The organism is Pseudomonadota bacterium, from assembly GCA_034189865.1.
Lineage (GTDB): Bacteria > Pseudomonadota > Gammaproteobacteria > UBA5335 > UBA5335 > JAXHTV01.
Genome location: JAXHTV010000037.1, coordinates 1 through 21960, shown reverse-complemented (window position 1 = coordinate 21960; position 21960 = coordinate 1). Strand labels below are relative to the sequence as shown.

Sequence of the window (21960 nt, the reverse complement as noted above, 5' to 3'; positions counted from 1 at the left end):
GGTGACCCGCACGCCCATGCGCGGATAGGCGCCTGGGAAGTCTTCAACCTCAAATGACTTTTCCGGTTCGGGGTCGTCTTCGTAATACAGTTCTGCTTCCACCGGCCAATCGGGTGGAATAAGAATTTTCAGCATGACGTCAAAACCCCGACCCGATTCCAGCCACATCCAGTTTTCATCGGGTACGTTAATGGCGAGTTGTTCTTCGACCGCGTCAATTTTGCCGTCGATGGTGCTGTACTGCCCGGTGGGATTGATGGCGGCGGAGAAACGGCCCCCGGTGAGCTCGTTCATGTCCAGGCCGATGTCGATGATGGGTCGATTGAGAATCCGCGTGAGGATTTCGCCCCCGGGAATGGACAGTTTGACCGGCAGCGCGATACCTTCGTCATACAGGGTCATGTCGCTGCGGATGAAGAACACCGGGATGCCCGCCACCACAACTCGAATAGAAAGCAGCAAAACTTCCCGAACCGGCCCGTGTTTGACGCCCATCAACCGCGCTTCGATGTTTTGAAGCCCGACGGAGACCCGCGGCCAGCGGGTGATGACCCCGGTGGATAAATCCAGAAAAACCGTGTCGAGCACGCGATGTTCCGGTGTGGGCCCGGCGTTCGCTTGGTAATTCTCGAATATCAGCATGTTGTCGGGGCTTGACCGGAAGCTATGGAAATTGCCGACGAACGTCAGAGTTTCTTCGTCGAACTCGGTATAGACCGCATTGCTGCGTTGGTCGGATCCGGTCACCAGGTAGGCGTATCGTTTCTTACCGTTGAACTCCAGTGTGAGCTCTTTTGCGATTTTTCCGCTGGCCAGCTTCATGGTTGCGGCGTCATAACGCTCTTGGCCGGTATCGCGGTACATAAAAACGATATCGTCGTTCTCATCCAGTTTTCCCGCCGTGCCCTCAATCTCTTCTTCGGAGATTCCTTCCACGTAAACCCAGCCGGCTTGATCTCTTTCGTCGATCTGGAAGGGAATGGGGACGAGTTTTCCGGCCCGAACCGCCATGACGCTGATGTCATCCGTGTCATGTTGCAGTAGGTCCGGTGCCTCACGGCCCTTTACGGTTTGGGCATAAACCCAGGTGAACGGTTCCAACCCGAGCTCGCGGGTGAGGGTGTCGATCTGCTCAGTGGTTAGTTTTTTGCTGAGATCGCGATCCCGGGCGATGATGGTCGGGTCGGCCTTGAATTCTTCGATCAATTGACGAAACGTAGCATCGTCCACCGTGTTATACAGCGAGGCCAATGAGACGGCGGGCCAAAAGGCGGCGCATGCGAATAATAATCCGCACAGGACTTGGAAGGGGTGATATCTCATTCCGTGAGCTCCCATGAAATGTCGAGACGCGAATCCGTTGCGTCGTTCAGTACTGATGACTTATCTGTGATTTGCCCAAAGTTGATCCGACCTGGGGACGGTTGGCTGCGGGCATTCTGGCTTTAACCCCGAGTAATATCTCTAGTACATGGCGCAAGGCTTCGCCAGTCGCCGGCAATGAATTTTTCTTTTCAGTTGTTCGCCATCCGGTCACATCATTTGGCACGGACAGGGCGTGCTCGGCAGTTGCTTTGGCCCGGATCTGCAAGGCATGTTGCGTTTATGCGGTCTTGGTTTTTACAGCCAAGCCGCACAATTCAGTTGGAGGATCGTCAGTTTGATTACGCTGAATAATGGGACAGGCGGAGACGGAGGCTAGATGCACGACACCTTACCGCACCTCGTTGATTCGGACTTTCCGCCATTGCGGCGACGATGCCCCACCGTGCTGCAGATGAACCTGGGTTATCTGTGCAATTTGGCCTGTGTCCATTGCCACGTCGGCGCAGGACCGAAACGACGCGAATTGATGGACTGGGACACCATGGCGTTGGCTCTGGGTGTGGCCCGGCGATATCACGTGAGAACCCTTGATTTGACCGGTGGCTCGCCGGAAATGAACCCTGACTTCCGAACGCTGGTTATCGCGGCGCGGCGCCAGGGGATGCACATCATGGACCGCTGCAATCCGACGATCCTGGTCACCGACGGATACGAGTGGGTTGCGGAGTTTCTGGCGGCCCACGCGGTGGAGGTCGTCGCTTCGCTACCTTGTTACGGCCCCGAGAACGTCGATCGGCAGCGTGGCCCGGGCGTTTTTGAACGAAGCATTGCCGGACTGCGGCAGTTGAATGCTTTGGGCTACGGCGAACCGGACTCGGGGCTGACCTTGAATCTGGTGTATAACCCGGTGGGGCCGAGTCTTCCGCCGCCGCAGTCGGATTTGGAGGGGCAATATCAACTCCGTTTGGAGCGCGATTACGGTGTTCGCTTTAATCACTTGTTTACCCTGGCCAACATGCCCATACAGCGTTTCGGCAGTTGGTTGATCTCGCGCGGGGAATTTCAGGCATACATGGGGCTTTTGCGTGCCGCACATCGGCCGGAGAATCTTGAGCAGGTGATGTGCCGGGATCTGATCAGCGTCGATTACCTCGGCTACCTCTATGACTGTGATTTCAATCAGATGCTGGGCATACCGCTGGGTGGCTGTCGGACGCACCTGCGGGACTTGCTGGACGGCGACCTGACCGGCAAGCGCATTGCAGTGGCGGATCATTGTTACGGCTGTACAGCCGGGCAAGGTAGCAGTTGTGGTGGGGCGCTGACGTGATTCGGTGGTGGGCGGCAAGGCTCTGCCTGTGCGTGCTGGTGAGCATGCTGCTCTCCACCGGGCCGAGGGCCAGCGAGGATGCCCGATCCGTTGTGCTGGGACGCTTCGTGCCGGAAGATCTCTCACGTTGGGGCGTGCGTTCGTTTGCCGGGCAGACGGTTTATCGTCTTGCCGGAGAGGATGAGTTGCCCGGAACCTTACTCGCGCAATGCGACGCCAGCGCATCAGCCTTGTATCTTCGTCAGCGGGTCGATCTTCGCAAAACGCCGGTGTTGAACTGGTCTTGGCGGGTGGATCAACCCTTTGAGGGGCTTGATGAGCAGACCAAGGGCGGCGATGACTATGCCGCCCGGGTTTACGTGGTCTATGGCGACGGCTGGCGGATCTGGCGAACGCGGGCGATCAACTACGCGTGGACGGGCAGTGAACCGGCCGGTCGTCATTGGCCGAACGCCTTCACCGACCAGGCCATGATGGTGGCCGTACGTTCCGGCCCCTCGGCGAGCACCGATGGCTGGTATACCGAGCGGCGGGACGTGCGGGCCGATTTTCGACGCTACTTCAACATGAGCATCGAGCAGATCGACGGCGTGGCGATTATGACCGATTGTGACAACGCGGGCGGGCAGGGTGTCGGACGGTACCGCAACATTTATTTCAGCGCGGAGTAGGACCTCGTGAGGCAATTTGGTCGATGGCTACTGGCGCTTGCGATTGGCGGTTGTATTGTCTTGTTTTTCGCTCTGGACCTGGGGCGCTACCTGACTCTCGATTACCTCCTAGCCCAGCGTGTGTCATTGGAGCAGTGGGTCCGGGTCCATCCGGTGGCCAGCGCGACGGCCTATTTCGTTTTTTATGTGGCCGTGACTGCGCTTTCGCTTCCGGGGGCGACCGTGATGACGCTGGCCGGCGGCGCTTTGTTCGGGGTGCTGTTCGGCACGGTGCTGGTCTCGTTCGCCTCCACTGTCGGTGCGACGGCGGCCTTTCTGGTGGCCCGGGGGCTGTTTCGCGACCGTATCAAGCAACGTTTGCCCGACCGGTGGCAGGCAGTGGAGCGCGGTGTTAACCAGGACGGCGCATTTTATTTGTTCGCCTTGCGACTGGTGCCGGTCTTTCCGTTCTTTGTCATCAACCTGCTGATGGGACTGACGCCACTGCGGATGGTTACGTTTTATTGGGTCAGTCAGGTGGGGATGCTCCCGGCTACGGTGGTTTACGTCAACGCCGGGACCCAGCTCGGTGCCGTCGGCAGTTTCGGTGATGTGCTCTCGCCTTCGCTTTGGATCTCGTTCGCACTCCTGGGCGTGTTTCCTTTCTTCGCCCGTTGGCTGGTCAATAGGCTACGCCGGCGGCGCTTGTATCACCGCTGGCCGCGGCCGCGGGCGTTTGATAGAAACCTGGTGGTGATCGGAGCGGGTTCGGCGGGTTTGGTCTCGGCCTATATCGCGGCCACGTTAAAAGCCCAAGTGAGCTTGATCGAACGGCACCGAATGGGCGGGGATTGTCTCAATACCGGGTGCGTACCGTCCAAGGCCCTGATTCGAACCGCCCGCTTTGTCCACCAGGCGCGCCACGCGGAAGCGTTGGGGATTCGTAGCGCAAAGGTCGATTTCGATTTTCGCGACGTCATGACGCGGGTAGAGCGTGTGGTTCGCCAGATCGAACCACACGATTCGCCTGAGCGCTACATCGGACTGGGTGTGGATGTGATTCAGGGCGCTGCGCGCGTCACCTCGCCCTATACCGTGGAAGTGAACGGACAGGTCATTCGCACCCGTAACATCATTCTGGCCACGGGCGCGCGGCCGGTGGTGCCGCCCATTCCGGGACTGGCCGATGTGCCTTACCTGACTTCGGACAATTTGTGGGCGCTCCGCGAGTTGCCGGAGCGTTTGTTGGTGCTTGGCGGCGGACCCATCGGCTGTGAGTTGGCGCAGGCGTTCGCTCGCCTGGGCAGTCGGGTGGTGCAAGTGGAAATGGGGGACCAACTGCTACCCCAAGAAGATGGCGATATTGCCGAGCGGGTCGAGCGAACGTTTCGGCAAGAGGGTATCGACGTTCGTTTGGGTTATCGGGCGGTCGCGGTTCAGGCGTCCGGGCGCGGCCACGTATTGGTGTGCGAGCATGGGAATGAGTCCGTCGCGCTTCCATTCGATCGCATCCTGGTGGCGGTGGGGCGAGGGCCCAACACCGAAGGGCTGGGGCTGGAGCAACTCGGCATCACCACGGCAGGGCAAGGCGCGATCGACGTGAACGAGTATCTGCAAACCCGCTACCCGAATATTCTGGCGTGCGGTGATGTGGTGGGGCCCTACCAATTCACCCATGTCAGCGCTCATCAGGCGTGGTTCGCGACGGTCAATGCCCTGTTTCGCGGACTGCGACGCTTCCGAGTGGATTATTCGGTGATTCCCCGGTGTACGTATGTCGACCCGGAGGTGGCGCGGGTTGGGCTCAACGAGCGTGAAGCGCGCGCGCAAGGGATCCCATACGAACTGACCACCTACGACTTGGCGGATCTGGATCGGGCCATTGCCGACGACGCGGCGGAGGGGGTTGTGAAAGTCCTCACGGTGCCGGGTAAAGACCGTGTCTTGGGGGCGACCATTGTCGGCCGCCACAGCGCGGAGATGCTAACCGAGTTCGTCACCGCCATGCGCCATGGACTGGGGCTGAATAAACTCCTGGCTACGATTCATGTCTATCCCAGTTTCTCCGAAGCCAACAAGTACGCCGCCGGCGCGTGGAAACGGGATCATGCCCCGGAACGCGTCCTGACGTGGTTGTCCCGTTGGCATCGATGGCGACTGGGGCGGCCCATGGGGCGAAGCGCCACGTCGGTGGTCCCGCCAGCCGCGCCCGAGGATTAGCTGATATCTGCCTGGGATCGGTCGTTGGCGCTGTGGGACACCAGCCCCAGATTGGCCACCACGAAGGGCGTCAGGTCGTTAAGCAGAACCTTGCCCGCCAAGCCCCAGTCCCATGTCACCGAGATGAGCACATCGTACGGGTTCACGAACGTGAGCCAAGTACCCACCAGCAACGCAATGGCCATCGTTCGCTTCAAATGGATGGGTTCACGCCGAGCGCCGCGTCTGGACACCGGCCGTTGATCGACCCGTGTGAGCTCGACATGCTCAAGTCGAGTGCAATCAGTGGGCATCCAACACCTCCAAAAAGGTCGCCGGTTCCGGCCGGACCCGATAGTTATCCGTTTGGTCGGCGAAAATGATGGTGCCTTGTGGGTCGGTAAGGACCACGGTCGGCCATACGGCATCCTGCTCGTATCCCAACAATTCCATACCTAACGGCAGGGCATTTTCATGCACGATGCCCAGTCGTTTGGCGGCCGATAAATCGTGATCCACGAGAAAGCGGAAGGGGACCTCAAAACGGTCTGCCAAGGCGCGGGTTTTTTCGTGAGACTGGGGGCTGACGAGCGCCACGGTGACGCCACGGCGGTGGAGTTCCTGATAGTCCGCCGCGATTTCCTTGATCTGGGCCATGCACAGGGGGCACCAATTGCCGCGGAAGAACAAAAACAACGTTGAACGGCCCAGAAAATCCTTGGATACCACGGGGCGACCCTGGTCGTCCTGAAGGGAAAAGTCCGGCAAGGTTTGCCCCACCGCGAGCGCATCGCTCGGTGTTCGGCCGAATCGCGAGTACCAATAGACGTAGATCAACGAGCCCGCGAAGCCCACGCCAGCGGCGTAGAACAGTGCCCATAGCGAGGTGGTCTCGGCTGCGCCGATCAGCGCCATGAGGGTGCCGGCAGTGGTCGCGGTAACGATCCAGGACAGGTTCGCGCTGGTGCGAACCACTGGCCTTAAGCCGAGATGAGCGAAGAACAATGCAATGGCACCGTTTGCCGTCAGCGCGCCAAACCAGCCCCAATCGAAACCGCCCTGCCAAAGCTGAATCCCACTGTGAATCAATGCCAGGAATACGGCGGGCAGAAATACGCTGATGAAAATGGCTTTCAAACGGTTGTTCATGGCGTTCAGACCCCTCTTCCGTGGCTAGCGAACAGCTGCCGCATAGAGTAGACCCGGTAATCAGGCGAATGCTTTCGTCTGATTGCCGGGGCGATCCGATTAAGTCAACAGGACCGCGATCAGACCCGTGATGAACATGCCGTCGAAGGTGCCGGCGCCGCCGATGGACGCGACCGGCGCATCCAGCCGCCCGATATCCGGTAAGCGCAGCAAGTCTGCACCGATCAGCACGCCGATGGTGCCACAGATGTAGGCCAACGGCGCGCTGTTTTCCGGGTAGGTGAAGATCGCGACCGCAGCGGCGGACAACGGACCGACGAGAATCGGCATGCCAATACCCAACCGGGGGATTGGGCGACTGGCGAGATAGCAGGCGCCGGACACTGCGGCAATCGCGATAAGCACGGTGGAGACAGGGAGGGTATGCCAGCTGTAAAGGTAGACGGAGAACATCACCGGTATCAGCCCGCCACCGACGTTCACAGCGATCAATGTCCGATCTGGGCGGCCTCGTTGCTGTAGCCAGGGAAAAGGAGGGAGTTGATGCGGGGGTCCGGTTTGTCGGTGGCGGCGAATGGAGAACAGCGGCAGGTTGATCATGCTTCCAAGGACAGACAACAGAAACAAATTCAGCGCGGAACGCTCAGACAAACCCAATTTATCGAAGGCCACCGTGATGACGCCGATTTCAATCAGTGTCAGGAACGCGGCGCCTAGGATCAGGGCAACAAGCAGTCGTCTCGGAAACAAGGAAACGTCCTCGCAAAGGGGTTTTAGCAGCCGCCCTGTGAACCCGCATCAGGTCGCCGACCGGCCGGTGTGATGCCGTCTGCTCTGCGGAAGACAGGGGGCTTAGCACACGTCGTTTGACATTGTCCCGCAAGGGATTTTTACTAAGGTGTGACAGCGCAGGATAACAAATTTCAGGAGGCGGCCTGCTGTCGTGATCGTACCGCCTCTGTTCGATTTAGTGCGTGACCCGCTCGCGGGCCGAGGAACTGAGGGAGTACTTGCCATGGCTGCGTCCGCCGTCCAGTGGGATATTCTGGTTAAAAACGCGTTGGTATTCGATGGTACCGGCGCGCCCCCCGTAAACATCGACGTGGCGGTCAAGGGCGGTCGCGTTGTCAGTAAAGGTTTTGATCTCGATAGTCGCGCGGCCAAGACCGTAATCGACGGGACCGGCCAATGGCTGACGCCCGGTTTGCTCGACATCCACACCCATTTCGATCTGGAGGTGGAGATCGAGCCGGGATTGACTGAGGCTGTCCGTCATGGCACCACCACCGCGGTGATGAGTAACTGCAGTTTGGGCGTGGCTTTTGGCTTGCAGTCCTATAAGGACGAGAGCGATTTGGAATCCAACCCCATCGTCGATTGTTTCGCCCGGGTAGAGAACATGCCTAAAAGCGTGTTGAAGAACGCTCTGGACGGCCATATTACCTGGGACAATCCGATCGACTATTTGCGTCACTTTAAAGAGCTGCCTTTGGGGGCCAACGTGTGTCCGATGGTTCCCCACAGTATGCTGCGGGTGGAGGTCATGGGGATGCCAGGCGCCATTCAGGGCGAGCCCACCGACGAACAGATCGTCGAGATGTGTCGGGTTCTGGAAGAGTGTATGCGGGCCGGTTATGTTGGTTTGTCCACCGACGGCTTACCGCTTCATTATCTGGCCAACGACCCTCATCGCAACGAGCGTATCCCTGCGCAACATGCGACGCGTAAAGAGTTGTTGGCCTTGGGCGATGTCGTACGGCGCCATGACGGGATTGTTCAGTTCACCCCGAATCCTGACAATCAGGCAGCGACGCTGAGTTTATTGCTGATGAGTAGCGGTCGTTTATATGGCAAGCCGTTACGAATGACGGCCACCGCGGCCATGGATCTCTCGGCCAACCGTTTCGCGTGGAAAGGTTTGCTGCGGATCAACCGATTCATCAACTCCCGTTTTATGCGGGGCAAATTTGCGTTTCAGGCTTTGTCCGCTCCGTTCACCGTGTATGGTGATGGCACCACCACACCATTCATGGAAGAAAAGCCGGCCTTCAGAGAGCTGAATGCGTTGGATCTGGAGGACCGGGAAGGTCGGCAGAAGCTGCTGCGAGATCCGGCTTTTCAAGAGCGTTTTCGTGGCGATTGGATGACCGGCAAGCGTGGTTTCAATTTGGCGCGTCTGGCCCGCATCATCGGTGTGGAGCCGACGACATTTAACCGAAACCTCGAAGACATGACCTTGGTCTCGGTGCCTGACGTTCCCGGCTGGGCCCATCAGAATATGGGCGAGATCTACCGGCGGTTGGAAACATTCCAAGCCACCGGTGGCAAAGAAGGCGCCCGAGATGATGTCGAAGCCGCTGCCTTTGCCAAGTTCCCCAATCCCATCGGTGACGACGCCGAATTCATGATGCACCTTTTGCGGGAGTACGATCGCGATTTTCGTTGGTGTGTCACTACGGCCAACCAGCGGCCGGAAGTTCTCAAACAACTGCTGTTGGACGAAAACACATTGCCGGGATTCAACGACAGCGGTGCGCATCTGACCAACATGGCGTTCTTCGACTGCAATTTGCGGACGCTGAAAATGGCTCAGGAAGACGGTTTGGAAGTCGTCTCACGGCAGGTGAAACGGCTCACACGCGATCCGGCTGAGCTGTTCAACCTCGACGTGGGTACCATGGAAATGGGCGCTCAGGCCGATCTGGTTTTGATCGACCCGGAAGCACTGCGGCAATACGATTCGGAAGCCAACACACTGCTCAAGCAACGGAAGATTTTCAATCATCCGCAGATGGTCAATCGATCGGATGGTGTGGTGACCACAGTCATCATCGCCGGAAAAGTCGCGTGGGACGGCAAGCGTTACACGAAGAACTACGGCAAAGAAACATTCGGTCGGGTACTGACCCGTCGCGGCGTTCCGACGCCTTACCCCCATGAGGCGGTAATCACGGCAGCAGAGGCGGATAAAGTTGCCGCCACGGGCTGACAGACAACGGTTCACTCACTCCCGAACCTTCGGGGCGGCCTTTTGGCCGCCCCTTTTTATTGTGGCCTCATTAAATTGCTTTCGGACTATGCCGCGTGCGGTGGGCGCTCGACCGGTGGCGTCTTGGACGCGCTCACGGATTGGCTCGCGGCGTATGCCATCAGCAGGGGTATGCCGCTACGGGCGTTGGCTTCGCGGGCGAGCTCCCGCTCTTCCGGCGAGGCGAATCGCTGATCCCATTCGATGAGGTGCGGTGCCCACATGCGGTGCCACAGCGGCGGAACGAGGGACAAAAACAACATCATCATGTAGGGATATGGGTTTTGTGGGCCTTCGCCGAACGGTCGCAGACGCCAGAATTCTCGCTCCGGTTCCAGGTGATGATCGGTATGACGGCCGATGTTGCCTGATATCCAATTGGTGAGTCGGTTATTGCATGTCCAGGAGTGGTGTACGTTGATCTCCGAACCGGGAACCCGAACAATGCCGTAATGTTGCCCGTACGTCCCCAGTTTGTAGGCGTAATGGGTATTGATTGCGGCTAAAAGGAACCAGAACAGACCGAACAGGCCGCTGACCCAGAATACAAAAATTGCGATGGCTGCTTCGCCCGCCCAGCCCCGAAGCAAGCGGTTGTGATGGGACATGACCGGCAAACCCATCTTTTCGAGTCGGTCCCGTTCGATGGACCACGCGAGTTTGTAATCATGGGGTGTGGTGCGCAGGAAGTAGCGCGTGACGCTTTCGCCTCGAAGGGCGGTACTGGAGTCCTGGTCCGTCCCCACGGTGAGATGATGTCCGTAGGGGTGCTCAATGGCGTAGTAGGTGAAGGTGCCAAAAGCTGAGCAAATGCGCGATATGATGACGGAAACCGGCTCCCAGGTTCGGTGTATCAGTTCATGCCCCACGGACAAGGCGCCGATGCCCGAGAGTGCTGAAAACAACAAGGTTGTAAGCAGATAAGTCATGAAGCCGTCATTGGCGTGGGCGGCCAGCATATCGAAACCGAATACCGCTTGGACTCCAGCGGCCAGACCGAGTAAGTCGCCGCCGTCATGCGCATGGGCCATGGTCCACACGAATCCAGTAAACGCCGACAGCACGATGGGCAGATATGTCCACATCATATAAACGAAAAAGCGGGGATGATGATAGGTGGGGGTGGAGCTGTCTTCGCCCACCGCCCATTCGAAGGCCAGCAATACGGCGAGCGTGATCAACACCCCGGTCAAAGTGACGCTTGGGCCGACAAAAATGGCATAAACGGCCGCCCAGCCCAGCAGAAAAGGCAGCGAGAAACGCCCGTAGCGCCAGGCTGCGCCGAGGGCTATGGTGATCTTATTCATCGTGATGTCTCCTCCACAAACGCGGGTAACATACCCATCGTTCAGTATAGGAAAACAACGTTATTTGTCAGTGGGCTAGGAAAAAGAAAAGGCCCACGGAATGTGGGCCTTTTTGTGCCCTTGGGGGGCGGGAGGTCTAGGCGGCCGTGGCTGGTTTTCCCGCCGTCATATCGTCGACTTGCTGAGCGGCACCCCAGGCCATCAGTTCGGGCCTTCCGCTGTCCAGGTTCGCTTGGCGGGCCAGTTCGCGTTCTTCCGGTGAGGCATATTTCTGGTCCCACTCGATCAGGTGAGGTGACCAATGCCGGTGCCACAGCGGCGGGATGATCGACATGCCAATGGCGCGGAAGTAACCCATGCTCTCGGGCAAGCGAGGTGCGCCGACATCTTCAAGACGCCAGAACTCCCGTTGCGGTTCCAAATGATGTTGGGAATGCCGGCCGATGTTGTCCACAAACCAGTTTGTGACGCGATTGAACGAATCCCAGGAATGGTGCGCTTTGATCTCCGAACCGGGCACCCGCACGATCCCGTAGTGCTGGCCGTAGGTGCCGATCTTGTAGCCAAAGTGCGTATTGAAGGCCGCGACCAAAAACCAGAACAGCCCCAGCAACCCACTGACAGTCACGATAAAGACCAACAACGCAATCTCAGCAGCCCAGCCGTGTAACAACTTGTTATGGACAGAGAAGGTCGGCAGATCGAGTTTTTCCAACCGTTCTTTCTCGATGTCCCACGCTGTTTGATAGTCCTGGAACGTCGTTCGCCGGAAGTACGTATAGACACTTTCGCCTCGAAGCGCAGTGCTGGAATCCACAGGTGTTCCGACGTTGAAGTGGTGTCCATAGGGGTGTTCGATCGCGTAGTAGGTGAACAAACCGAACAGCGAACAAGCCCGGGACGAAAAGACCGAAAACGGTTCCCAGGTGCGATGGGAGAGTTCATGGCCGATGGTTACCGAGCCGATGGACGTGATCTGGGAGAATAAAAACGTGGACAGTAGATACGTGCCGATTCCGTCATTGGCGTGAGCGGCCATCATGTCGAATCCGGTCCAGGATTGGACCATGGCGGCCAGGCCGAACAAGTCGCCCCCGTTGTGGCCGTGGGCCAGTACCCAGATGTAGGCGAGGAACGCGACCACCGTGACCGGGAGATAGCCCCACATCATGTATACGAAAATCCTCGGGTGCCCGTATTCATAGGCTTTCGCGTCTTCTCCGGACAATCGCTCCAAAACCGACAGTCCAAGCAGAACGAAGATGATCCCGCCGATGACACTCACCGGGCCGACGATGATGGCGTATATAACCGCCAGCGACAGTGCCAATGGGAAAAAGAAACGGCCGTAAGACCAGATCAGTTTCGGTTTCGCGAGTGCACCATCCATGTATTGCCTCCTCCTATTGGGCGTCTATGCCGCCTCAATTAATTATTCATGTCAGTCTGTTAGATTCGCGCAAGCGCTGACGCAGGTCAAGCATTGGCAATGACGTGGGATCGAGATGTTTGATCATAGGTAACGCAAATATGTTCGGGGCCGGGCCACAAAAAAAATGCCATCTGACTGGTCCGTCAGATGCGCTGTTTCCGGGTTGTATTATCACGTTGCGGAGCAGCGGTCGGGCGTCTCGCCCGACAACGGGACTGAATCGTCCCGATTGACGTGGATCACCCTGCTGGTCCGCTCGCTCGGTTCAAATAGCGTAAACACCGGTTTGGAAAGAAGACGAGGTCATGGTGGATCGACAGCAACAACGGGCGGAACGGGTCATTGTGTCTTTCAAGCAACTGCTCGGCAGTGAGTTGGCTGGGGAGATCACGGAAGAAAAGTACCGCGACCTGGCATTGATGGTTCGTGAGGTGATCGCCGAGGCCGTCGGCGATGCAGTGGAGCAGGTCGAGGCCGTCACCCGCCGAATCCGTGCCGAATCGGATCGGCCAGAACGGGGCATGTAGTTCCGTTGGCCTTCACACGAATGCAATGTTCGCTATCTTACGGTGCGGCCATGCGCGCTTGGGCTTCGTCCAGTAGCTCGGCGGCTTTTGTCTGCCACGGCCCGGTTTGCTCGGCGGCTTGGCCTGCCCAGTGAAGTGCCTCTTCCAGCTCTCCGCTTTCCAGCAACACATCGGCCAAATTGATCATCAACGGGACACTCGTGGGATTGGTGCGTAGGCCCTCTGTTAGGGTTTGTCGGGCCTCGGCGATCTCGCCCATTGCGGCTTGGTTGTTGGCCAGGGCGAGCCACCCCAGCGCTTCCATCGGCCAGCGGGTCGTCGCCGCTCGATATGCTGAACCGGCGGCACGGCGTTGGTCCACGGATTCCAGGCCCCAGGCGGCCGACAAATAACGGTTCATATCCGGCTGGGCGGGCAACTCATCGGGTGGCAGTGCAATGACGCCCCAAGAGCCCGCCCACTGCCAACTGCGCAAAAAGTTTGACCGGCGCTGCGCCAATCGTTTCGTCGTTCCCGATCGCAGGATGACCGTCTGGCGTGCCTCATCCCACCCCACCACCACGGCGTAGTGCCAACGCGGTAATTTCGGGTGGCCGAGATTCTGCAGTACCAGCACGGGGTGTCCGGATCGCAGTTGGGCGCGGATCTCTGAGATGCCCTCGATGGGATAAGGGAGCATGCCGAAAGCGCGTATGGTGGCGACCAACTCCGGTTGTAGACTGCCTTGCCGGCCCGGTAAGTAGACGCGGTCTACGAGGTGCTCGGGAGAGGTGTCGGCGCCGGCTGCAACCAGAACGGTGGCCAGCGCAGCGGGCCCGCACTGATAACGTGTTTGCGGGAAAAACGGCGCGTCAGTCAGCTCAATCGGTGATTCACCGTTGTGGTGCAGGGTGGTGGTGCATCCCCAGAGCAAGGGGATGCACGCGATGAACACCCACCCGATGCGCCAGTAAGGGCGCACGGGCTCAACGAACCGGACGGGTAAAGGGGAAAATTTCGGTGAATCCGAGAATGTCGGTGATCAGCAGGACGAGAAACACGAAAATCAGCGCGCCGATGATGGATTCACCCCCGGCGGGCAGTTGGTCGATGCGATGACTGATCTGGGCGATTTCCGCGTCGGTAAGAGCGGCCACACGCGCTTCGGCGGCTGTGGGTTCGACGCCCAAGCGAGTCAGTTGGTCCCGCACATCGGCGCGGGCGAGAAATTCACTCACCTGTTGCCGGTTCGCCGACTGTTCGGTGGCGATGCCCGCTTGAGCGAACGCTTCGGCCGTTTTCACGCCAGCCGCGGCATGGGCCGCCGGCAGGGATGTACTGACGATCAGAAAGCTTGCTGACACGCTCCAACAAACGGCTTTGCGGATACATACTTTCATTCCGGCTCTCCAGAAAAGGCTTTTAACGAGGTTTGCTTGATTATCTACGGCAAGAAGCAATACACCTGTAGCATTGCGCTCGTGGTGTCCCGGTACGCGATGCCGCCGGTCCGCCGCCGCGGGCACGAGCTGAGGTTGCGCTCGCTGCCGGATCGTTTTGGGTTCCACAGCCACGGGAAGAGATCAAATAACTGATCCGGACTCACCCGCCCGGTCGCCGCGGGAGATCGCGTTGGCCTATCTTAACCTGTTCTGGTCGGGGCTGTTCCGCCGTCGGGGCTGTTTCTATGATGCTTGTGGCCTGGAGAAAATCCATCATCAGCGCAAGCAGTGCATCGGTGCTGGTCGGCGAGATGATATCGCCCGCCAGAACGTGCTGAGTACGATCGGCGGAATCATGGAACGGTACCAGTTTTTTACTCGGCCCCATCCGCTGGAAAGTGGATTCTATGGCCTGGGGGCTGACCACTTGGTCTCGGGGCGAATAGACCACCAAGGTCGGCGTTTGAATGCGGTGGAGGTCGGACTTCACCGTCACGCGTACCAAACCCATCATCGCCGACAGTGCCCGGGTTGGGTATGTCGTATGCCAAAGGCGCGCTTGTCGATCGTTTTGCGGTTCCCAGCTGCGGGTCGGGCCGATAGCCCATTCCGCCAGATGTTGTCCCCACGGCAACAGTACCCAGGACGCTGCCCGGTTGGCGGGACGGAAATTCGGCGAGAGTAACACCAAAGCCGCCAACTGCGGCTCAGGCACATTCGCGGCCAGCCAAGTGGCCAGCGTGGCGCCGGTTGAGGTGCCGATCAGAATCACCCGCTCGCCCATCTGCCGGCCGATCTCCAGCGCCTCGTGGCCGGCGTTGAGCCAATCGTTGACGCCGCTTTGTCCCATGGCCTCGGCCGAGCGACCGTGACCCGGCAAGCGCGGATAGTACAGGTTGGCGCCGAGTTCCGCGGCGAGGCGGTCACATAAGGGCGCGATCTCCTGTCGGGTGGCCGAAAAGCCGTGAAAGTAAACAAGGGAGAATTCGCTTTTGACCCCCCGCTCACCCGCCCAGACGATGGTTTTCTCCACGCCGGGCAGGATGTCGTCGAACCGACTTTCCGAATCGGTCAGGTAGGCATCCAGATCGTCGGGCAATTCGACGGTCCGCAGTGTGGTGTCCAGCGGTGTTCTCGGCCCGCAGACAAATGCGATGATCAAAACGAGTAATAAGCCACCCGCCAAGCCCATCCACATGCGCTTCTCTCTCACGGCGATGCCGTTTTTCGTCAAAGTTTCTCGCGGCAGACGGCCGGTCATCTAAAAGCCGTCAGCTCGCCTGTTTCAGCACCCAGCTGAGCCACTGTGCTGTCAGCCGGTCCACCAGGCGGTTTTGCTGTTGCCGGGCGGCGAGGTTGTCCAGGTCGATCCAGAACAAGGGTTGATCCTGCTGGGCACAGGAGAACACGGCGCGAGTACGTTGGCCGCTTTCGGGGTCGATCTGCCATTGCAGGCATTGGCTGCAGACCCCTTTGAGCATGCATTGCATGGGGCTGCCGACGGTGCCCACGGCGGTGAGTTCCTTGGGGAACAGTTCGCCCAACGGGCCTTTCAAGCCCTGCTGGAACCCCCGCAAAAGATTGGTTCCGCCCATGACCATCAGCCGGGTCACTTCGCCGGTGGGCGTGTGATCCGCCGGGTGATCGCCGGAAAGCTCGCCCCGCCCGTAACGCGAAATGACATCGATGATATCGGCGCTCTCCAGGCTGAGATCCTGCGGCCGGCGGGCGGGGATGCGTGGCCCGGTGGCCGTGCACCAAATGATTTGGTCCGCGCCGGCTTCGAGCTCCGCCTGGTTGTCCACCTCCTTGGCGTGGGCAAAGGCGGCCACGTAGATGACCCGGTTGCCGCCGGCCCGCAAGGCCGGGCCGATGTCGCGCATCACGGCGGCGCCCCAACGGCCGGCGACGATCATGACGTTCTCGCCACTGGGAATGTCGGTGGGGGCGCCGGTGGGCCCCATCAACACCACCGGATCGCCCGGCTTCAGCCGACCTACGAGCCGGGGCGAACTGCCCCACTGCAAGACCAACAATCGGATCTGGTCGCCGCGAACCCCCGTGCCCGACACGGTCAACACGGGGATCTGCAGGCGCGTGTGTTCGATGATCGGGCTAAAGGACTCATAGGTCTGCAGCCGGTAGAACTGGCCGGGACGAAAATTCCTGGCGGCCATGGGCGCTTCGATCCAGATCTCCGCCAGCGCGGGATTCGCGGTGTCGATTGCGGCAACGCGGGCGCTGAGCCGGTGCGCCATCTCGGCACGAAACGCGGCGTACTCGGGTTCGTTGGATTCCACCGGCGGGCGCGATTCCAAAGCGTCCAGAACGACCGGGAAACTGCGACGGGCGGAGGCGATGGCTTTGACCACGCTGCCGTTGAAGGCCGGATGGGTATCACCCAAAAAGCTCACGCGTCGGCCATGCCGGCTGTAGGAGGTGAGGGGGCCGAAGGACTCGGATTTGCATCCGGCCGGTTCGGTGACCGGCTGCAACTTACCCGCTTCGCCGATATGAGGCTGGAAATGATTGCCTTGCAGATCGAAGGTGCCCGGGTGTTCGGTTTCGTAGATGGTGTTGGGTACGGTGCCGGCGGCGACGAAAACCGAGCGCGCCGGCAGGGTGACATACTCTCCCGAGGGGGCCCATCGACCGGCGGATTCGGCCATGCGCTCGAAAGTGACCGACTCGACGTGCTGGAAGCGGTCCAGGCCGGCCTGGACGGGGCTTAGGCATTCGGCGTAGTACAAGCCTTCTTCCATGGCTTGGATGATTTCTTCGTGGTTACGCACATACGCCGGCGAATGGGTCATGTTTTTGCGATAGGTCAGTGTGACCCCGCCCCAGGAGCGGATCAGCTTGATGAAATCGGGCATCTCGCCCACCTTCGTGGCCCGTTCGCGCTCGGCACGCACTGCCCGGCCATGATTTACAAACTCATCCAAAATCCCCCGGTCTTCGTCGTTGAGCCCGGCACTGACCGCCTCCGCACCTTCTGCGGCGACCAGCGTTTCGTAGTGCGCCAGCGTTTTCTCCACCTGCCGGATGTAGTAGGTCTGCACTTCCGTTGCGGTGTCGATGGCGGTGAGCCCGCCGCCGATGACCACCGCCGGCAGCCGAACCTGCAAGTTGGCCAGACTGCTGGTTTTGCCGGCTCCGGTGAGCTGCAGCGCCATCAGAAAATCATTGGCTTGGCGCATGCCGCGCGCCAGCGAGTTTTCCATGGGCACCACCCGGGGTAAACCCGCGCCAGTGGCGATGCACAGATGGTCGAATCCCATCTCCCAGGCATTTTCCACAGTCACTGTGCCACCCAGGCGTACGCCTCCGAACACCTGGAAATGGGCACGGCGGGCCAGCGTTAGATAAATGAGTTTGAGGAAGTTCTTATCCCAACGGACGGTGATGCCATATTCGGCCACGCCGCCGAAGCCGAGCAAAATCCGCTCATCGAGCGATTCCACCAGCGTTTGCCACTCGCGCACCGGGGCGGATAATAGCGACTCCGGCAGGGGTTCGATCTTGAGCCCATCGACACCCACCACGGCGCAGCCCGCCATTGTTAAATGGTGGGCCATGGTGAAACCGGCCGGGCCCATGCCGGCGATCAGTACCTTGCGGCCGTTGTATGCCCGGGCGAGGTATTGGTCCGGCCGCAGCGGATTCCAGCGGGTGAGCAGATGATAAATCTCAACCCCCCAGGGGAGGTTGAGCACATCGGTGAGCACCCGTGTTTCGATCTGCGGGATGTTGACCGGATCTTGCTTCTGGTAAATGCAGCTTTTCATGCAATCGTTGCAGATGCGATGACCGGTGGCCGGGAGCATGGGGTTATCCCGGCTGGCCATGGCCAGGGCGGCGATGGCATGGCCGTCACGCTTGAGCAGGTGCATCTCCGATATGCGCTCTTCCAGTGGGCAACCGGTGAGCTCTACGCCCAAGGGATCGATCTTGTATCCCAGCTCCGGCTTGCCCTTTTTGGCGGGAAAGCCAATGGAGCAAAAATCTCCCTCGTGATCGTGACAGTACACGCAGTAGCCCACTTCTGACTGGACATCGCCCGGTCCCATGCGCGAATCGCTCAAGCCAAAGCCATCGCGCTGCCGATAAGTCGTTTCGGCCTCCATACGGCCGGCGTCGTCGCCGGGCACCGCACTGAGGGCCACCCGTTGGGCGGGGTCGATCCGCTGAGGCAGGCGGAAACTCGGCCAGTCCCGGATGCGGGCCAGGCCTTCGGCCGTCTCCTGCACCAAGCGGCACCAAGCCGTCACGCGGCCGATCGCCTCGGCGTTGGCATCGGCCTGATCGAGCAAACCCAGGGCGAAACCGGCAATGGCCAACTCTTGCTCGGCCGGCGCGGCATCCGCCGCCCCGGCGGCGTTCAGCAGCCAGCGATCGAGCTCGGCAAAGCTCATGGCACCGTCGTCCCGAAACTTGCGTGCACGCTTTTGCACGAACTCCGCCTTGAAGCGGACCGGCAAGTTGTGGGTACGGGTCTGCGCCGTGAGCGTGGCCAACTCGCCCTCGATGCCGAACAAACCGGCAACGAATGGTTCGACATGGCGTGCCAGATCCAACAGAAACTCACTCTCAGCCGCGGGCCAGACGGCATGATCGCCGCTTCGGTAGCTCGACAGCTGTTCCGCCAAGCGGGTATCTCGCTGGGAAAGAAAGGCGCGAAACTGTTCGTCCAGGCGGGCCAGGCCCGCGGGCGAGTTCAGCTCTTCAAACGTGAATGGTCCAAAACGCTGTTGTTCCTGGGTGGCTGGTTTATCCAATGTGTTGTCCGAGTCTGCTGAGGGTCGATCGCGGAATATTCATTTCCCGGGCAATGATCGCATGGCCCCAAGCGGCGTATCCAGGTGGCGGCCCGAAGCCGGGTAGAGAGAACAGACCGCGGTGTGTCGGCTTCAATCGCGCGTGAGCACATCGCCCGTTTTCAGCCACTCGGCTTGGCCGCCGGTGAGGATGCGGGTGTTCAGGCACAGCCGGTAGTAGTGGTCGAAGTAAGCGGCCGGCGTCCAAGGGGGCAGTTCCTGGCACCGCTTTTGGCTGAGAATTTCCTGAAATTGGGCATCGGGCTGGCCCGTTGATGAGGAACGGGTGGGTACCACACAACGCTGGCACGGCCGGATGGCCTCAAAATGCACGGCGCCGATATGAAACGTCGGCGTGACTCCCGGCTCACCCAGTAAACCGTCCTCCCAAAACGGCGGCGCCGCAGCAATTTCCAGGTTGGTGCGAAAGCGTCGGCGAATCTCGGCCAGATCCAGCTCAGGGAACCATGTCGTGACGGTCTCCAGCGTAGCCGTGCCCACCAGCGTGGGGCCGTTGGCTTCCCGATCATCGGGGAAACCGCCTTGGGGCGCTCGCAAGACACGGACGCGGTATCGAAAATAGTCCGACAACCATTCACTCAAAGCGGCGCGCCCCTCGGGGAGTGGGAACCGGGCCGACTCCCCGAGGGCACGATCAGTGATACGAACGGTGGCGATATCCGGCGCAAACTCGGCATCCAACCCATGCACGCGCCGTTCGCGCTTGCCGTTGACCACTTGGCCATCGGCATCGAACAGTGCGTATTCGCGGTCGTGTCGCAGGCTGCCGGCGGGGGTGATTTGCGCGCGTTCCAGCGCCACACCCGGCAAGGACTTGATGGGGAAAATGGTGATCCGCTGTAGCGTGTAGGCCATGGCTTCGCATGTGGTTTGGGGGCAGGCCGGCCAGTTTACGCGGGTGGGGCTGAACGCCGCCACCCGCGAAGGGGTATTAGGTTTGCCACCACTCCGGCGTGTATTTGTGGGGCAGCTCGATGCCGATACCGATGATCAGCGTGACCGCGCCAAGGAGGGTATGGAACCAATTACCCGCCGGGTTCAGGTGCAAAAGCTGCGTGAACGGCTCCAGGCCAAGAAAGCCCAGCACGCCCAGACCGACAAAACTCAAGCCGACAATCTGGTTGAAGCGAAAGGCGTATTTTCCGCCGGCAACAGCGGCGCAGAGCAAGGCCGCCAGCCCGGCGCCCAAGTGGGCGGTATTGTGCAGCCCGCTCACGGTGATGCCGAACAAGCGATCACCGAACACAAAGCCGAGCAGTCCGGCCGCGATCAGCAACACCCCGATCACGCGCGTGTATTTGCGTTCAAATTCCGTGCTTTCCAAATCGATCATCGTTGTCTCCTCCATAATCACATCGAACGATCGTCATACGTTCATACTCGGCACTTCTGATGAGTGCCTTTCGGTTAGAACCATGAGGGTAGTGGTAAAGTTCTGTCGTTCGCAACCGCTGGGCTATGCAGTGATCGTGTTTGCCCATCCGTTGATTGGTAATGGCTTCGGCGCCGGCGTTTTGCCGGAATCGGACGGAACGGCACCGCCTGACAGGTTTCCAGTTCGCGCACGGGGTTAGACGGTATGGCGATGGTTCCAGTCATTAGGTTTTCTCGAGCCGGCATGGCCGCAGCCGGGCTGTTTCTCTTTGCGGCGATTTCGGTCTTTGCCTGGATTTTCTTTGTGGCCTCCAAAAATCCAGGTGACTCAGGCGAATCGGGTATCTTGTTGCTTCCTTTTGCCATGCCATGGATAACGCTCGTCCCGCTTTCATGGGGTGGTTTGGGGACTGGTTTAGGCTGCATTTTTTTCAACGCCCTGATTCTCTATTGCGTATTCGGCGGGCTGAGGATCAGGCGGTCGGCCCGGTGAGAAGCGATAAGCTTGTTTGGCCTGCGGTAACAGATTGGAGTGATAGGCGACGTTCCGATTCGCGGCACTAAGCGTATCTCAGACAATGCGGGGGCCGTTGAGGACTCAAAAACCGAGATCTCGGCGGACGATAGCCGTGCGGTGCGGGCGGTTAAGCAAGTATTCTTTGGGCCATTCGTTCAAGAGATAAAAACGGGTTTGACGCCGCTCTCCGCCTGCGGAACAGTGAACGACGCCGGCATCAACGGTGCCGTCAATGGAGAGCTCTACCTGAAAGAGGTGTGACACGCGGCGGAGTTGGCGGGGCGGCCTAGTCAACGCCGACACGCGCCCTGGCCTTGGAAAGCCTCGGTGGACGTGGCACGATCATGATTCGCACACGGCACCCACGCGATGTTTGAGTGACCTGATCGCGGCGGCAGATCTGGCGGCAGAGTTAGAGGCGTCCTCGATGCGTACGATTCCTTCCGAGATCGACATTTTTCCAGCGGATTTTGCGCGCCGTTATGTGGTCGAACTGTCCATACGCCCACGGCGATACCTGAACTGGAATAAGCGGCTTGACGATGCCCGATTGGGCCGCAGATACATGCCAGTTGTGACCACCCGGCCGACGGACAAGGCACGCTTCATCGCGGCGTTTAAAGCGCGCTGATGACCATGGCCCCGAGCGCGGCTTTTGAGGTCAACAGCAGGCGATATGACGACTGGTTCGGACGTCACCCGGCTGTCTACCAATCGGAGCTTCTAGCCGTCCGGGCCGTTCTGCCGCCGGAGGGCTTGGGTCTCGAGATCGGCGTGGGAACTGGCCGCTTTGCCGCGCCGTTGGGCATTCAAGTCGGTTTGGACCCCGCAGCGTCCATGTTGTCCCAGGCCCTACAGCGGC

At 59.7% G+C, this 21960-nt stretch carries 21 protein-coding genes; 9 read left to right on the top strand and 12 right to left on the bottom strand.

All coding sequences use genetic code 11. From position 1 onward, the window contains the following. The coding region (locus tag SVU69_12530; protein ID MDY6943822.1) for a hypothetical protein at window positions 1-1323 on the bottom strand (1323 nt) is incomplete at its 3' end. Window positions 1324-1702: 379 nt separating this feature from the next. Here SVU69_12530 and arsS point away from each other — a divergent pair. Genes arsS through SVU69_12515 form a run of 3 tightly spaced genes read left to right on the top strand, consistent with a single transcriptional unit; the run spans window position 1703 to window position 5526 of the window. Continuing rightward, window positions 1703-2656, top strand: coding sequence for an arsenosugar biosynthesis radical SAM protein ArsS (gene arsS / locus SVU69_12525; protein ID MDY6943821.1), 954 nt, complete (start codon window positions 1703-1705; stop codon window positions 2654-2656). Next, on the top strand, window positions 2653-3327 hold the full coding sequence (locus SVU69_12520) for a DUF3047 domain-containing protein (GenBank protein ID MDY6943820.1): 675 nt from the start codon (window positions 2653-2655) through the stop codon (window positions 3325-3327). The genes arsS and SVU69_12520 overlap by 4 nt, the downstream gene beginning before the upstream one ends. A gap of 6 nt (window positions 3328-3333) precedes the next feature. Beyond that, entirely contained in the window at window positions 3334-5526 is a 2193-nt protein-coding gene (locus SVU69_12515; GenBank protein ID MDY6943819.1) for an FAD-dependent oxidoreductase, read from the top strand. Here the strand turns inward: SVU69_12515 and SVU69_12510 are convergent. The 3 genes from SVU69_12510 to SVU69_12500 form a co-directional block, all read right to left on the bottom strand. Next, a complete protein-coding gene (locus SVU69_12510; protein ID MDY6943818.1) occupies window positions 5523-5819 on the bottom strand; it encodes a hypothetical protein in 297 nt (98 codons plus the stop codon). The genes SVU69_12515 and SVU69_12510 overlap by 4 nt on opposite strands. After that, the gene (locus SVU69_12505) at window positions 5809-6654 is read right to left on the bottom strand and encodes a redoxin domain-containing protein (protein MDY6943817.1); all 846 of its coding nucleotides are present in this window, start codon (window positions 6652-6654) and stop codon (window positions 5809-5811) included. The genes SVU69_12510 and SVU69_12505 overlap by 11 nt, the downstream gene beginning before the upstream one ends. Before the next feature lie 99 nt (window positions 6655-6753). Then, window positions 6754-7404, bottom strand: coding sequence for a DUF1614 domain-containing protein (locus SVU69_12500; protein ID MDY6943816.1), 651 nt, complete (start codon window positions 7402-7404; stop codon window positions 6754-6756). 265 nt (window positions 7405-7669) lie between these two features. Here SVU69_12500 and SVU69_12495 point away from each other — a divergent pair, with 265 nt between their 5' ends. Beyond that, the gene (locus SVU69_12495) at window positions 7670-9643 is read left to right on the top strand and encodes an amidohydrolase family protein (GenBank protein MDY6943815.1); all 1974 of its coding nucleotides are present in this window, start codon (window positions 7670-7672) and stop codon (window positions 9641-9643) included. 86 nt (window positions 9644-9729) lie between these two features. On the opposite strand, the gene SVU69_12490 is transcribed toward SVU69_12495, so the two are convergent. Both SVU69_12490 and SVU69_12485 read right to left on the bottom strand, forming a co-directional pair. Then, window positions 9730-10989, bottom strand: a complete 1260-nt coding sequence (locus tag SVU69_12490) for a fatty acid desaturase (GenBank protein MDY6943814.1) — start codon at window positions 10987-10989, stop codon at window positions 9730-9732. Between the two features lie 136 nt (window positions 10990-11125). Then, window positions 11126-12379, bottom strand: a complete 1254-nt coding sequence (locus SVU69_12485; GenBank protein MDY6943813.1) for a fatty acid desaturase — start codon at window positions 12377-12379, stop codon at window positions 11126-11128. Between the two features lie 347 nt (window positions 12380-12726). On the opposite strand from SVU69_12485, the gene SVU69_12480 reads away from it, so the two are divergent. Beyond that, a complete protein-coding gene (locus SVU69_12480; protein ID MDY6943812.1) occupies window positions 12727-12948 on the top strand; it encodes a hypothetical protein in 222 nt (73 codons plus the stop codon). Between the two features lie 37 nt (window positions 12949-12985). Here the strand turns inward: SVU69_12480 and SVU69_12475 are convergent, their stop codons facing one another. The 6 genes from SVU69_12475 to SVU69_12450 form a co-directional block, all read right to left on the bottom strand. Beyond that, a complete protein-coding gene (locus tag SVU69_12475; protein MDY6943811.1) occupies window positions 12986-13909 on the bottom strand; it encodes a PA2778 family cysteine peptidase in 924 nt (307 codons plus the stop codon). A 4-nt stretch (window positions 13910-13913) separates the two neighbouring features. Next, window positions 13914-14327: a PA2779 family protein gene (locus tag SVU69_12470; protein MDY6943810.1), complete on the bottom strand. Its 414-nt coding sequence runs from the start codon at window positions 14325-14327 to the stop codon at window positions 13914-13916. Window positions 14328-14529: 202 nt separating this feature from the next. After that, a complete protein-coding gene (locus SVU69_12465) occupies window positions 14530-15603 on the bottom strand; it encodes an alpha/beta fold hydrolase (protein MDY6943809.1) in 1074 nt (357 codons plus the stop codon). Between the two features lie 37 nt (window positions 15604-15640). Beyond that, complete coding sequence (locus SVU69_12460) at window positions 15641-19147, bottom strand: FAD-dependent oxidoreductase (GenBank protein MDY6943808.1); 3507 nt, start codon at window positions 19145-19147, stop codon at window positions 15641-15643. Between the two features lie 132 nt (window positions 19148-19279). Next, on the bottom strand, window positions 19280-20062 hold the full coding sequence (locus SVU69_12455; GenBank protein ID MDY6943807.1) for an MOSC N-terminal beta barrel domain-containing protein: 783 nt from the start codon (window positions 20060-20062) through the stop codon (window positions 19280-19282). Between the two features lie 76 nt (window positions 20063-20138). Continuing rightward, window positions 20139-20540: a DUF4383 domain-containing protein gene (locus tag SVU69_12450; GenBank protein ID MDY6943806.1), complete on the bottom strand. Its 402-nt coding sequence runs from the start codon at window positions 20538-20540 to the stop codon at window positions 20139-20141. Between the two features lie 246 nt (window positions 20541-20786). Here SVU69_12450 and SVU69_12445 point away from each other — a divergent pair, with 246 nt between their 5' ends. The 4 genes from SVU69_12445 to SVU69_12430 form a co-directional block, all read left to right on the top strand. Beyond that, entirely contained in the window at window positions 20787-21074 is a 288-nt protein-coding gene (locus SVU69_12445) for a hypothetical protein (GenBank protein ID MDY6943805.1), read from the top strand. Window positions 21075-21113: 39 nt separating this feature from the next. Next, window positions 21114-21359 (top strand): hypothetical protein, encoded by a 246-nt coding sequence (locus tag SVU69_12440; protein MDY6943804.1) that lies wholly within the window; start codon window positions 21114-21116, stop codon window positions 21357-21359. Between the two features lie 166 nt (window positions 21360-21525). Continuing rightward, window positions 21526-21729: a hypothetical protein gene (locus SVU69_12435; protein ID MDY6943803.1), complete on the top strand. Its 204-nt coding sequence runs from the start codon at window positions 21526-21528 to the stop codon at window positions 21727-21729. Further along, a partial coding sequence (locus SVU69_12430; protein MDY6943802.1) for an SAM-dependent methyltransferase occupies window positions 21729-21960 on the top strand: 232 nt, incomplete at its 3' end. The genes SVU69_12435 and SVU69_12430, both read left to right, overlap by 1 nt.

Bases quoted from the DNA above. Each gene is read 5' to 3' on its own strand.
- SVU69_12485 (MDY6943813.1), bottom strand. From the start codon at position 12,379: ATGGATGGTGCACTCGCGAAACCGAAACTGATCTGGTCTTACGGCCGT.
- SVU69_12450 (MDY6943806.1), bottom strand. From the start codon at position 20,540: ATGATCGATTTGGAAAGCACGGAATTTGAACGCAAATACACGCGCGTG.
- SVU69_12455 (MDY6943807.1), bottom strand. From the start codon at position 20,062: ATGGCCTACACGCTACAGCGGATCACCATTTTCCCCATCAAGTCCTTG.
- SVU69_12495 (MDY6943815.1), top strand. From the start codon at position 7,670: ATGGCTGCGTCCGCCGTCCAGTGGGATATTCTGGTTAAAAACGCGTTG.
- SVU69_12505 (MDY6943817.1), bottom strand. From the start codon at position 6,654: ATGAACAACCGTTTGAAAGCCATTTTCATCAGCGTATTTCTGCCCGCC.
- SVU69_12470 (MDY6943810.1), bottom strand. From the start codon at position 14,327: ATGAAAGTATGTATCCGCAAAGCCGTTTGTTGGAGCGTGTCAGCAAGC.
- arsS (MDY6943821.1), top strand. From the start codon at position 1,703: ATGCACGACACCTTACCGCACCTCGTTGATTCGGACTTTCCGCCATTG.
- SVU69_12510 (MDY6943818.1), bottom strand. From the start codon at position 5,819: ATGCCCACTGATTGCACTCGACTTGAGCATGTCGAGCTCACACGGGTC.
- SVU69_12445 (MDY6943805.1), top strand. From the start codon at position 20,787: ATGGCGATGGTTCCAGTCATTAGGTTTTCTCGAGCCGGCATGGCCGCA.
- SVU69_12480 (MDY6943812.1), top strand. From the start codon at position 12,727: ATGGTGGATCGACAGCAACAACGGGCGGAACGGGTCATTGTGTCTTTC.
- SVU69_12435 (MDY6943803.1), top strand. From the start codon at position 21,526: ATGCGTACGATTCCTTCCGAGATCGACATTTTTCCAGCGGATTTTGCG.
- SVU69_12490 (MDY6943814.1), bottom strand. From the start codon at position 10,989: ATGAATAAGATCACCATAGCCCTCGGCGCAGCCTGGCGCTACGGGCGT.